Source organism: Halopseudomonas sp., from assembly GCF_038130085.1.
Lineage (GTDB): Bacteria > Pseudomonadota > Gammaproteobacteria > Pseudomonadales > Pseudomonadaceae > Halopseudomonas.
Genome location: NZ_JAYPMU010000004.1, coordinates 145,932 through 157,652 on the forward strand (window position 1 = coordinate 145,932; position 11,721 = coordinate 157,652).

General features: G+C 63.0%; 11 protein-coding genes. 6 read left to right on the forward strand and 5 right to left on the reverse strand.

Annotation, left to right across the window (positions count from 1 at the left end):
• Positions 1–2: 2 nt before the first annotated feature.
• Positions 3–1,418: an acetyl-CoA carboxylase biotin carboxylase subunit gene (locus tag AAFM31_RS04895; RefSeq protein ID WP_088275855.1), complete on the reverse strand. Its 1,416-nt coding sequence runs from the start codon at positions 1,416–1,418 to the stop codon at positions 3–5.
• A gap of 182 nt (positions 1,419–1,600) precedes the next feature.
• On the opposite strand from AAFM31_RS04895, the gene AAFM31_RS04900 reads away from it, so the two are divergent.
• The gene (locus AAFM31_RS04900; protein ID WP_341706785.1) at positions 1,601–2,551 is read left to right on the forward strand and encodes a LysR family transcriptional regulator; all 951 of its coding nucleotides are present in this window, start codon (positions 1,601–1,603) and stop codon (positions 2,549–2,551) included.
• On the opposite strand, the gene AAFM31_RS04905 is transcribed toward AAFM31_RS04900, so the two are convergent.
• Positions 2,545–2,751: a PA3496 family putative envelope integrity protein gene (locus AAFM31_RS04905; protein ID WP_341706786.1), complete on the reverse strand. Its 207-nt coding sequence runs from the start codon at positions 2,749–2,751 to the stop codon at positions 2,545–2,547. The genes AAFM31_RS04900 and AAFM31_RS04905 overlap by 7 nt on opposite strands.
• A 95-nt stretch (positions 2,752–2,846) precedes the next feature.
• Between AAFM31_RS04905 and AAFM31_RS04910 the strand changes: the two genes are divergently transcribed.
• The 4 genes from AAFM31_RS04910 (at position 2,847) to AAFM31_RS04925 (ending at position 7,782) form a co-directional block, all read left to right on the forward strand.
• Entirely contained in the window at positions 2,847–3,953 is a 1,107-nt protein-coding gene (locus AAFM31_RS04910; protein ID WP_341706787.1) for a sugar diacid recognition domain-containing protein, read from the forward strand.
• Between the two features lie 578 nt (positions 3,954–4,531).
• Positions 4,532–5,890: a GntP family permease gene (locus AAFM31_RS04915; protein WP_341706788.1), complete on the forward strand. Its 1,359-nt coding sequence runs from the start codon at positions 4,532–4,534 to the stop codon at positions 5,888–5,890.
• Entirely contained in the window at positions 5,890–7,041 is a 1,152-nt protein-coding gene (locus tag AAFM31_RS04920) for a glycerate kinase (RefSeq protein WP_341706789.1), read from the forward strand. The genes AAFM31_RS04915 and AAFM31_RS04920 overlap by 1 nt, the downstream gene beginning before the upstream one ends.
• Before the next feature lie 42 nt (positions 7,042–7,083).
• The gene (locus AAFM31_RS04925) at positions 7,084–7,782 is read left to right on the forward strand and encodes a DUF1294 domain-containing protein (protein ID WP_341706790.1); all 699 of its coding nucleotides are present in this window, start codon (positions 7,084–7,086) and stop codon (positions 7,780–7,782) included.
• Positions 7,783–7,803: 21 nt separating this feature from the next.
• Here the strand turns inward: AAFM31_RS04925 and AAFM31_RS04930 are convergent, their stop codons facing one another.
• The 3 genes from AAFM31_RS04930 to AAFM31_RS04940 form a co-directional block, all read right to left on the reverse strand.
• Entirely contained in the window at positions 7,804–9,393 is a 1,590-nt protein-coding gene (locus AAFM31_RS04930) for an ABC-F family ATPase (protein ID WP_341706791.1), read from the reverse strand.
• 136 nt (positions 9,394–9,529) lie between these two features.
• Positions 9,530–10,150, reverse strand: coding sequence for a flavin reductase family protein (locus AAFM31_RS04935; RefSeq protein WP_341706792.1), 621 nt, complete (start codon positions 10,148–10,150; stop codon positions 9,530–9,532).
• A 79-nt stretch (positions 10,151–10,229) separates the two neighbouring features.
• Positions 10,230–11,318 (reverse strand): NADH:flavin oxidoreductase/NADH oxidase, encoded by a 1,089-nt coding sequence (locus AAFM31_RS04940; protein WP_341706793.1) that lies wholly within the window; start codon positions 11,316–11,318, stop codon positions 10,230–10,232.
• Between the two features lie 97 nt (positions 11,319–11,415).
• Between AAFM31_RS04940 and AAFM31_RS04945 the strand changes: the two genes are divergently transcribed.
• On the forward strand, positions 11,416–11,718 hold the full coding sequence (locus AAFM31_RS04945; protein WP_341706794.1) for a helix-turn-helix domain-containing protein: 303 nt from the start codon (positions 11,416–11,418) through the stop codon (positions 11,716–11,718).
• Positions 11,719–11,721: the final 3 nt, after the last annotated feature.

The window sequence follows — 11,721 nt, forward strand, 5'->3', positions numbered from 1 at the left end:
TGTCATAGTCCGGCGTGGGCGGCAATCGCAGCAGCGATGGCGAGCGCCAGCTCCTCGGGTTTGCGTTTGATCGAGTAGTTCAGCAGCTCGGGATGGGCTTCCACGAAGCTGGTGTTGAACACGCCGGAGCGGAACTCGGCATTACGCAGAATTTCCTGGTAGTACGGGGTTGTGGTCTTGACCCCCTGCAGGCGCATGTCGTCCAGCGCACGCAGGCCACGGTCCAGCGCTTCTTCCCAGGTCATCGCCCAGACAATCAGCTTCAGACACATGGAGTCGAAGTTCGGCGGAATGGTGTAACCGGTATAGATCGCGGTATCGACCCGCACGCCTGGGCCGCCCGGTGCGTAGTAGCGGGTGACCTTGCCGAAGGAGGGGAAGAAGTTGTTCTTCGGGTCCTCGGCGTTGATCCGGAACTGGATGGCAAAGCCCTGGTGCTGAATGTCTTCCTGCTTGATCGACAGCGGCAGGCCCGAGGCGATGCGGATCTGTTCGCGGACGATGTCGACGCCGGTGATCTGCTCGGTAATGGTGTGCTCGACCTGAACCCGGGTATTCATTTCCATGAAATACACTTCGTCGTCGGCCAGCAGGAACTCGACGGTACCGGCGTTCTCGTAGCCAACGGCCTGCGCCGCCTTTACCGCCAGGTCGCCGATGTAGGCGCGCTGTTCCGGGGTCAGCTGCGGGCTGGGTGCGATCTCGATCAGCTTCTGGTTGCGGCGCTGGATTGAGCAGTCGCGCTCGAACAGATGCACGGTGTTACCGAAGCTGTCGGCGAGAATCTGCGCTTCGATGTGCTTCGGGTTGACGATGCACTTCTCGAGGAAGACTTCCGCGCTGCCGAAGGCCTTGGTGGCTTCGGAGATCACCCGCGGGTAGGCCGATTCCAGCTCTTCGCGGTTGTTACAGCGACGGATACCGCGACCACCACCACCGGATGTGGCTTTGAGCATCACCGGGTAACCGACGCGCTCGGCTTCGCGCAGGGCTTCATCGAGATCCGCCAGATTGCCTTCGGTGCCGGGGGTCACCGGTACGCCAGCGGCGATCATGCTGCGGCGGGCTTCGGTCTTGTCGCCCATGCGGGTAATGACGTCGGCGGCCGGACCAATGAACTTGATCCCGCGCTCGGCGCAGATCTTCGCCAGTTCGGCGTTTTCGGAGAGAAAACCGTAGCCGGGGTGCAGGGCGTCACAGCCGGTTTCTACCGCCAGGTTAACCAGCTGGCGCGGGTTCAGATAACCCGCCAGCGGGTCACTGCCGACGTTGTAGGACTCGTCGGCGCGTTTGACGTGCAGGGCATAGCGGTCGGGATCGGTATAGACCGCAACCGAGGTGATGCCCATCTCCGCGCAAGCGCGGACGATGCGAACGGCAATCTCGCCCCGGTTGGCAATCAGAATTTTCTTGATCACGTACGCGTTCCTCGTGGTGGTGATCGAGTGGATGCGGTGAACACATTGCAAAATGTGTCCTGCATACCCTAAAGCGGCGGCCTCTATTCTGTGAAATGAATAATACTTGGCTTATGCATAAGTTATTACTTATATATACTGCGACCATGCCAAGCGGCCCCGTCCATCAAGGCTAGACCATCATGCGTAAATCCCTGCTGCGAATGACCCTGCGCCAACTGCAGGTGTTTCGCGCCGTCTGTGAGCACCGCTCCTATAGCCGCGCCGCCGAGACCATGGCGCTGACCCAACCGGCGGTTAGCCTGCAGATCCGCCAGCTGGAGGAGCAGGTTGGCCTGCCGCTGTTCGAGTACGTCGGCCGCAAGCTCTACCTCACCGAGGCCGCCGAATCGCTGCTGGAAACCTCGGCCGATATCTTTGACCGGCTCGAAAGCCTCGATATGAACCTCTCCACACTGGAGGGCAGCTTGCGTGGTGAGCTGCGTCTGGCGGCGGCGAGCAGCGTGCAGTATGTGCTGCCGCACCTGCTGGCTGCGTTTCGCGAGCGTTACCCACAGATCACCTTCCGTCTCGATGTCACCAGCCGTGCGCAGATCATCCAGCGGTTGGCCGACAACCGCGACGATCTGGTGATCATGGGTCTGGTGCCGGCGGACCGGGCGCTGGAGTTCTTTCCCTTTCTCAATAATCCGATCGTGGCGGTGGCGCGACCGGATCACCCGCTCGCGCAGCAGAGCCAGATTCCGCTGGCTAGACTGGAGGAAGAAATGGTCCTGCAGCGCGAGAGTGGCTCGGGCATTCGCAAGGCCTGTGATGAGTTTCTGCAGCTCAAGCGAGTACACTTGGGGCAGACGATGCAGCTGGGTTCGACCGAGGCGCTGGTGCAGGGCGCGATTGCCGGACTGGGCGTGGCTCTGGTACCGGGCCATGCCGCAGCAGCCTGGGTGCGCAGCGATGAACTGGTCTGCCTGAATATCAGCGAGCTGCCGCTCAAACGCAGCTGGTGTGCGGTGCACGCGCGCGGCAAGCGGCTGAGCCCGGTAGCCGAGGCCTTTCTTGCCTTTCTGCGTGAGGAGCGAGCGCTGATCCGCCAGTTGGCAGAGCCGTTCGAGCCGCAGTTTGAGGCTCAGTAGAGGCGCTGGGAACGATGAAAATCGGTCTGGCCGAGCAATTCCGGGAAGTCGCTGAACGAGGCCTGCAGGGCCTGGCTTTCGCGGTAGTCCTCGATGGCGCGGCGGTAGGCCATGCGCTTCTTGTCTTCGTTGCGGCGGCGTTCGCGGCGCTGGTCCGCGGCGGAGTTGAAATCACCTGCAAAATCCGGATCAAAGGCCATGTTGGCAGCTCCCGAGTCAGTGGTGTTCTGGCTTCACGGAGTCAGCATGCCGACAGAGCATGACGCGGTGATGACAGCCGCTGAGGAGCACGAACATGTTTGAGCTGGACCGTCATCTGGCCCAGGAGATCGTCAATCGGGCGATGGCCATCCTGCCCTATAACGTCAACGTGATGGACCGCCAGGGGGTGATCATCGGCAGCGGTGATGTCGAGCGTATCGATAGCCGCCACGAGGGCGCCCAGCTGGTGCTGGCCAATCAGCGGGTGGTGTCGCTGGACGAGCAGGCGGCCGCCTGTCTGCAGGGGGTGAAACCCGGCATCAACCTGCCGCTACTGCATGGCGGGCGACTGGTCGGCGTGCTCGGTATTACCGGCGACCCGGAGCAGGTGCGGCCGTTTGCCGAACTGCTGCGCATGACCGCCGAGATGCTGGTCGAGCAGCGGGTGCTGCAGGCCGAACAGCACTGGCGTGGACAGCAGCAGGAAGCCTGGCTGGTCAACCTGCTGGAGCGGGGCTACCCGGTTGCCAATCTGGCTGAAGACGCCGAGCGCCTGCGCATGCGCTGGAAATGGCCGTTGCAGGGCTGCCTGCTGTGCCTAGCCGCGGAGAGCGATCACCAGCACTCACAGGGCCAACTGGTGACCCAGATGCGTACTCGTCATCCAAACGACATCATTCTGCCGCTGGGCCTGCACGAGGTGCTGTGGTTGCGCAGTGGCAAGCCGCAACCGCCGCGCCGCAGCTGGCTGGAGCAGGCCGACCAGCGCGGTTGGCCGGTGGGTCGGATGCTGTTGGCCGAGGCAGTGGACTCACTCGGGGACCTGCGCGAGGCGACCGAAGCGCTGATCAACCTGCGCGACTATGTGCAGGAGATGCGGGTGTCCGAGCGTATGGCCAGTCTGGCCGATTACCGGCTGGCGGTGCTGCTGCATCAGCAGCAGGGCAGCTGGACGGTGCAGCAATTGCTGGCACCGATGCAACCACTGCGGCGCGCCGATGGCAGTGGTCAGCTGTTGACTACGCTGCGCTGCTGGTTGCAGCACAACGGCCATACTCAGGCCTGTGCCGAACAGTTGCAGGTACATCGCAATACGCTGCGTTATCGGTTGGATCGGATTGCGGAAATTACCGGGCTGAATCTGGACCGCCTGACCGACCGGACCTTGCTGAGTATCGGGCTGGCGTTGTTTCCGGAGTAGTTGGGTGGCTGCCGCTACGTCTGATCGTTCCCACGCTCTGCGTGGGAATGCCTGTATGGACGCTCTGCGTCCGGTTCTTTGTTGTCTTTAGCATCGATTTTTCGCCTGATAAACCTCTTTTCGCCTTCACGGCCCCCCTTAGCGATCCCCCGGGGCACCCGACTACGCGGCCCTTCGGGTTCGCTGCGTTGCTCGATTTATCGGGGAGCCACAAAACTCGGGGGCGCTGCCCCCTCAGACATCCTGTGGCTCTTTTTCCCGATAAATCTGCGCTACTCGCCGGCGTAAACGGGACTAACCCCGGGTGCACGCTTCACCATCCGAGTACTGATCGCTCCTGCGTGGGAACGCTTGTCAGGATGCTCAGCGTCCGATTCGTTCTGTCTTCCACCGCAGCCCCAATCAAAGCGGATCTATCCGGTTGTAGATCTCTAGCCGTTGGGCGAGTGAACAAGAATGGGCTGCTAATTCCTGTCTATTGTTGTGCATGGGCATAAGGCTTTTACCCCGGGCGCCGGGTGACAATGGCCGCTTTCATCGCCGCCCATTGCGGCAAACACAATAAAAAGGAGTTCAGCATGGGTCTGGTACTGATTCTGGTCGCCCTGATTGCCTTCATCGTTCTGGCGACATCTCGGTTGAAGCTACACCCCTTTCTTGCCCTGTTGGCCGCGGCGCTGCTGGCCGGCTTCGCCTATCAGGTGCCGACCATGGAGATCGTCAAGACGATCACCGGTGGCTTTGGCGGCATTCTCGGTTACATCGGCATTGTCATCGTGCTGGGCACCATCATTGGCGTGATCCTCGAGCGCAGCGGCGCGGCGATCACCATGGCGGAAACCGTGATCAAGCTGCTCGGCGAGCGTTTTCCGACGCTTACCATGTCGATCATCGGCTATCTTGTGTCGATCCCGGTATTTTGTGACTCGGGCTACGTCATCCTGAACTCGCTGAAAAACGCACTGGCCGCGCGCATGAAGATTTCGGTCATCGCCATGAGCGTGGCGTTGGCGACCGGCCTCTACGCCTCCCACACCTTCGTGCCGCCGACCCCCGGTCCAATTGCCGCGGCCGGTAATCTGGGGCTGGAAAACAACCTCGGTCTGGTGATTCTGGTCGGTTTGGTGGTGTCGCTGGTGACGGCCTTCGCCGGCATGTGGTGGGCCAATCGCTTTATCGGCAAGGACATCCCGCTGGAAGACAATGGCGCCCACGTGATGGATGCCGAAGACTACGCGCAGATCCGTGCCAAATACGGCGTGCTGCCCAGCGCCACCAAGGCGTTTACCCCGATCTTCTTGCCGATTGTCCTGATCTGCCTGGGTACGCTGGCCAATCTGCCGGCCAAGCCGGTGGGCGAGGGCTTCGTCTACACACTACTGGCGTTCCTCGGTCAGCCGGTAGTCGCGCTGGCGGTGGGGCTGGTGCTGGCCTGCACCCTGCTGCGTTCGGACAATAAGCGGCAGGAATTTCATGACCGCGTGGTTGAGGGTATTCAGGCTGCTGCGCCGATCCTGCTGATTACCGGTGCCGGTGGTGCCTTTGGTGCGATGCTCAAGGTGACGCCGCTGGGTGATTATCTGGGCGCGACTCTGTCGGCGCTGGGTATCGGGTTGTTCATGCCGTTCGTGGTGTCTGCGGCGCTGAAGTCCGCGCAGGGCTCGACTACCGTGGCGCTGGTCACCACCTCGGCGTTGGTCGCACCGCTGCTGCCGGAGCTGGGGCTGGACAGTGAAATGGGCCGGGTACTCTGCGTCATGGCTATTGGTGCCGGTGCGATGACCGTGTCCCATGCTAACGACAGCTTCTTCTGGGTGGTTACCCAGTTCAGCCGCATGAGTGTCGGCACTGCCTACCGTGCGCAAACCCTCGGCACCCTGATGCAGGGCATCGCCGGGATCATTACCGTCTGGTTGCTGAGTCTGGTACTGCTCTGATGAAAGTGTTGATCGCCCCCGATTCCTTTAAGGAAAGCCTGAGTGCCCGCGCCGTCGCCGAAGCCATTGCGGCCGGTTGGGCGCGGGTCTACCCGGATGCCGAACTGCTGCTCTGCCCGATGGCTGACGGCGGCGAGGGCACGGTGGACGCGGTGCTGGCCGCGACCGGGGGCGAGCGGCAGCAGACTGAGGTCAGCGGGCCGCTAGGCGACCCGGTGCAAGCGACTTGGGGGCTGCTGCCGGGGCAGCGGGCAGTCATCGAGATGGCCGAGGCCAGTGGCCTGCATCTGGTCGAGCCGGCGCGCCGCGATGTGCTGACCGCGAGTAGCTATGGCACCGGCGAGCTGATTCGCGCGGCGCTGGATGCCGGGGTTCGGCGTATTGTGCTGGGCCTTGGCGGCAGTGCCACCAACGACGGAGGCGCTGGTCTGCTGTGTGCGCTCGGGGTGCGCATGCTGGATGTCGATGGTCGGGATCTTCTGCCAGCGGGTGGTGCGGCGCTGGCGCGCCTGCGCCATATCGACCTGACCGGGCTGGATACTCGGCTGGCGCAGGTCGAGGTGTTGGTTGCCGCTGATGTGGACAACCCGCTCTGCGGTCCGCGCGGCGCTTCGGCTGTGTTCGGTCCGCAGAAGGGCGCTAGCCCGGCTCAGGTCGCGCAGCTGGACGCCGCGCTGGGGCATTACGCCGACGTGATGACGGCAACGCTGGGTGAGGATCTGCGTGATCAACCGGGTGTCGGCGCCGCCGGCGGGCTGGGCTTTGCCGCCAAGGCGGTGCTAAAGGCGGCGTTTCGCCCCGGCATCCAGCTGGTTGCCGAACTGGCCGGCCTGGCCGAGGCGCTGCAGGGCACGGACCTGGTGATCACGGGTGAGGGGCGGCTGGATGGCCAGAGCCTGCACGGTAAGACGCCGGTGGGCGTCGCGCGGCTGGCGCGGGCGGAGGGTGTGCCAGTGATTGCCCTGGCCGGCAGTCTCGGCGAGGGATACCAGCGGCTCTACGCCGAAGGCATCGGTGCGGCATTCAGTCTGGCGCCGGGGCCGCTGAGTCTGGAGCAGGCGATGGCCGAGGCTGGCCCGCAGCTCAGTGCGCGGGCCGCCGACTTGGCGCGGCTCTGGCAGATTGCCGGTACGGCTGCCCTGCGCCCCTGAGTGCGGGCTATACTCCCGCGCACACTCGCGGGAGGGACAGGGATGGAGCAGGGCGGCAAACTGATTAATTGGAACGATGCCAAGGGCTTTGGCTTTATCCAGCCGGATGACGGCAGCGAACGGGTTTTTGCTCATATCTCGGTCATGCGCGGCGATGCGCGACCGGTCAGCGGGATGGCGGTGCGGTATGTCGGGGTGCGTGACGATCAGGGCCGGCTGCGGGCTGAGCACATGCGCGGTGAGGCACTGGCGTTAGATCGCCCGGCGATTCGCCGCAAGCCGCGGGAGCGCGCGGTCGAGCAGCCACAAAGAAGTGCACCGCGCACGTCAGGTCGCCGTCATCGGCGAGTTCACAATATGGGCGCCAAGCTGGTGGTGCTCGGGCTGCTGTGCTTGTTGCCGCTGCTCGGTAGCCTGCAGCTGTGGCTGGAGCAGGGGCAGCCGTGGTGGCTGCTGGTCTATGGGGTAGCCAGTGTAGTCAGCTTCGTACAGTACTGGCTCGACAAGCGCAGCGCCGAGACCGGCCGCTGGCGCACGCCGGAAAACACCCTGCATATCATCGAGCTGCTGGGCGGCTGGCCGGGGGCGCTGGTGGCGCAGCAGGTCTTTCGGCACAAGACCCGCAAGGTGTCATTCCAGATTCCTTTCTGGTTGATCGTCGGGCTGCACCAACTGGTCTGGCTGGACCTGCTGGTGCTCGACGGCAGCTTGCTGGCGCTGCTGCCGTTCGCTCAGCTCTGACGGACGGTCAGCAATCTTTAATCAGACCAGCACGCCCTGGCTGCGCAGGTAGTCGTCGTAGCTGCCGGAGAAGTCGGTTACGCCAGACTCCGACAGCTCGATGATGCGGGTCGCCAGCGAGCTGACGAACTCACGGTCGTGGCTGACGAAGATCAGCGTGCCGGGGTAGTTCTCCAGCGCCAGGTTGAGCGCTTCGATCGATTCCATGTCGAGGTGGTTGGTCGGTTCGTCCATCAGCATGACGTTGGCCTTGCCGAGGATCAGCTTGCCGAACAGCATGCGGCCTTGCTCACCACCGGAAATCACCTTCACCGATTTGCCGATCTCGTCGTTGGAGAACAGCATGCGGCCGAGGGTGCCGCGCACCAGCTGCTCGCCGCCCTGGGTCCACTGCGCCATCCACTCGAACAGGGTGCAGTCGTCCTTGAAGTCGTCGGCGTGATCCTGCGCGAAGTAGCCGATGTCGGCGCTTTCTGCCCACTTCACCTCACCGGCCATCGGCGGCATTTCACCGACCATGGTACGTAGCAGGGTGGTCTTGCCGATGCCGTTGGGGCCGATGATGGCCACCCGCTCGCCTGCTTCGATCTGCAGGTTCAGACCCTTGAATAGCGCCTCGCCGTCGAAGCCCTGGCTGACGTTCAGCAGGGTCACTGCCTGACGGTGCAGCTTCTTGAACTGCTCGAAACGGATGAACGGGCTGACACGGCTGGAGGGCTTGACCTCTTCCAGCTGGATCTTGTCGATCTGCTTGGCGCGACTGGTCGCCTGCTTGGCCTTGGAAGCGTTGGCCGAGAAGCGGCTGACAAAGGTCTGCAGCTCGGCGATCTGGGCTTTCTTCTTGGCGTTGTCCGACAGCAGACGCTCGCGCGCCTGGGTGGCGGCGGTCATGTACTCGTCGTAGTTTCCGGGGAACAGACGCAGCTCGCCGTAATCCAGGTCAGCCATGTGGGTGCACACGCTGTTGAGGAAGTGGCGGTCGTGGGAAATGATGATCATGGTGCTGGTGCGCGCCTTGAGTACATCTTCCAGCCAGCGGATGGTGTTGATATCCAGGTGGTTGGTTGGTTCGTCCAGCAGCAGTACGTCCGGATCGGAGAACAGCGCTTGGGCCAGCAGCACGCGCAGCTTCCAGCCGGGAGCGACTTCGCTCATCGGGCCGAAGTGTTGTTCCAGCGGAATGCCGAGACCGAGCAGCAGTTCGCCGGCGCGGGATTCGGCGGTGTAGCCGTCCATCTCCGCGAACTCACCTTCCAGTTCGCCGACTTTCATTCCGTCTTCTTCGCTCATTTCCGGCAAGGAGTAGATGCGGTCGCGCTCGGCCTTGACCTTCCACAGCTCCTCGTGACCCATGATCACGGTGTCGATCACGCTGAACTCTTCATAGGCAAACTGGTTCTGGCGCAGCTTACCCAGACGTACGTTTTGCTCCAGCATCACCTGGCCACCGGACGGTTCCAGTTCGCCGCCGAGGATCTTCATGAAGGTCGACTTGCCGCAGCCGTTGGCGCCGATCAGGCCGTAGCGGTTGCCGTTGCCGAATTTGACGGAGACGTTTTCGAACAGCGGCTTGGGGCCAAACTGCATGGTGATGTTGGCGGTAGCGATCACGGAAGAATCCTGCCTGAGCAAAGGGAGAGCGGAAAGAAAGGCAGCTGTGGGCTGCGCAAAGCCGCGCATTGTAGCGGGTGCGCGGCTTGGGTGACAGGGCTGCGCCGACCGAAGGTCCGGTGGCGTAGCTTGGTTATCAGGCGGGGCGGTGCATGCGAAACAGCGCGTCGGGCTCGACGCGGAAATAATCGGCTGGGCCGCCGCCGCGCAGAATCGGTTCGGCGGCAGCAGTTTGGTAAACGCCGTCGACCAGCAGGCGGCGGTCGATATGCACGCCAATGACCTCGCCGAGTACCAGCCAGGTATTGAGGGCATCGCCTGCTGCGCTCTGCAACTGGATGATTTGGGTCTTGCGGCACTCGAAGGAGACTGGGCTTTCGCCCACCCGCGGCACGTTGATCTGCCGTGACGGCAAGGGGGTCAAACCGGCCAGGGCAAACTCGTCGACCTCGGGCGCCACCGCCGCGCAGCTTTGGTTCATCGCCTCGGCCAGCGGCAGGGTAGCGAGGTTCCAGACGAACTCGCCGGTCTGCTCGATATTGCTCAGGCTGTCCTTGTGGCCGATGCTGGAAAAGCCGATGATCGGTGGTATGTAATTGAATGCATTGAAAAAACTGTACGGCGCCAGATTGAGGATGCCGTCCGTGTTGCGGCTGCTGATCCAGCCGATTGGCCGTGGACCGACGATGGAGTTGAACGGATCGTGGGCCAGCCCGTGGCCCTGCGCGGGTTCGTAGTAGTAGCTGTCGTCCTGCATGCTGCTCCCATCCGGTTAGCTGATTGGCTGCCTGCCATTGCAGCGCGCCGTGGCGGCGCGCGCAAGGGGTTGCTGTGGATCAGTAGCGCTCCAGCCAGTGGGCGTAGGGTGCCGGCATGACCCAGGACGGGCGCTCCACTTTCAGTTCGCGGGCGGCGTGATAGGCCCAGTGCGGGTTGGCCAGATGCGCCTTGCCGACCATCACCAGATCCAACTGACCGTCCTGTACCGCCTTCTCGGCGATGTGCGGTTCGCCAAAGCCCCAGGCCGAGGAGACCGGTACGCCAGCTTCATCGCGCACGCGCTTGGCAATCGGGCCCATAAAGGCTGGTGCCCACGGAATCTGTGCGGTCGGGATGTTGAAGCCCATGCTGACGCTCATCATATCCATGCCGTTGGCCTTGAAGCGGCGGGTCAGCTCGATGGCGTCGCTCATGGTCTGCTCATCGTTGCCGTCGAACTCGATAACGCCAAAACGGATAGTCAACGGCAGATGCTCCGGCCAGACGTCGCGCACGGCGGCCAGGGTCTCCAGCAGGAAGCGACCACGGTTGTCGGCGCTGCCGCCGTAGGCGTCGGTGCGCTGGTTGGCGTGCGGCGAGAAGAAGCTCTGGGCCAGATAGCCGTGGGCGAAGTGCAACTCCAGCCATTCAAAGCCAACGGCCAGAGCACGGCGTGCGGCGGCAACGAAGTCGGCCTTGACCCGCTCGATGTCCTGCAGCGTCATCGCCTCGGGGACTTTCGGCAAGTGCGCGCCAAACGGGATCGCCGAAGGCGCGATGGTCTGCCAACCGTTAGCGACGTCGTTGGGGATGTGGTCGTCGCCTTCCCAGGGACGATTGGCGCTGGCCTTGCGGCCGGCGTGGGCGATCTGGATGCCGGGCACGGCACCATTGGCCTTGATGCCGCGCACGACCGGAACGAACGCTTCGGCCAATTGGTCGTTCCAGATACCGGCGCAGCCGGGGGTGATGCGGCCTTCCGGGGAAACGGCGGTCGCTTCGACGATCACCAGACCGGCGCCGCCGCGGGCCTGGCTGGTGTAGTTGGCGACGTGCCAGTCGTTGATCAGGCCGTCGGTGGCCAAGTATTGGCACATCGGCGGTACTGCGATGCGGTTGCGCAGCGTGATGTCTTTGAGGGTGAAGGGTTGGAACAGGGCTGACATGGATACCTCCGGCAGCGTGGGATAGTCGGCTGATTCAATTGTTCGATAATATTGGAACTATAGATCAGAAGTAAACCTCTGTGTATCATCGGCCAGCATGAGACCCTTCAAACACCCACCTGCCAGCGAGCTGATTCTTGAGCGCGTGCTTTACGCGTTGAGCGACCCAGTGCGGCTGGAGATCGTTCAGCGCTTGGCCGATGTAGCCGAGGCCAGCTGTGGTGAACTGGACGGTGGTCGGCCCAAGTCGAGCATGTCGCACCATTTCCGGGTGCTGCGTGACGCCGGCCTGGTGATGACCAAGAGTGTCGGCACGACCCATATGAACTCGCTGCGCCGGGCCGATCTGGATGATCGCTTCCCTGGTCTGCTCGATGCGATTCTGGCGCAACGCAGTTAGCGG

Excerpts from the sequence above, each read along its gene's own strand:
- AAFM31_RS04900 (WP_341706785.1), top strand. The coding sequence starts at position 1,601 with ATGCGTAAATCCCTGCTGCGAATGACCCTGCGCCAACTGCAGGTGTTT.
- AAFM31_RS04905 (WP_341706786.1), bottom strand. The coding sequence starts at position 2,751 with ATGGCCTTTGATCCGGATTTTGCAGGTGATTTCAACTCCGCCGCGGAC.
- AAFM31_RS04910 (WP_341706787.1), top strand. The coding sequence starts at position 2,847 with ATGTTTGAGCTGGACCGTCATCTGGCCCAGGAGATCGTCAATCGGGCG.
- AAFM31_RS04915 (WP_341706788.1), top strand. The coding sequence starts at position 4,532 with ATGGGTCTGGTACTGATTCTGGTCGCCCTGATTGCCTTCATCGTTCTG.
- AAFM31_RS04920 (WP_341706789.1), top strand. The coding sequence starts at position 5,890 with ATGAAAGTGTTGATCGCCCCCGATTCCTTTAAGGAAAGCCTGAGTGCC.
- AAFM31_RS04925 (WP_341706790.1), top strand. The coding sequence starts at position 7,084 with ATGGAGCAGGGCGGCAAACTGATTAATTGGAACGATGCCAAGGGCTTT.
- AAFM31_RS04935 (WP_341706792.1), bottom strand. The coding sequence starts at position 10,150 with ATGCAGGACGACAGCTACTACTACGAACCCGCGCAGGGCCACGGGCTG.
- AAFM31_RS04940 (WP_341706793.1), bottom strand. The coding sequence starts at position 11,318 with ATGTCAGCCCTGTTCCAACCCTTCACCCTCAAAGACATCACGCTGCGC.
- AAFM31_RS04945 (WP_341706794.1), top strand. The coding sequence starts at position 11,416 with ATGAGACCCTTCAAACACCCACCTGCCAGCGAGCTGATTCTTGAGCGC.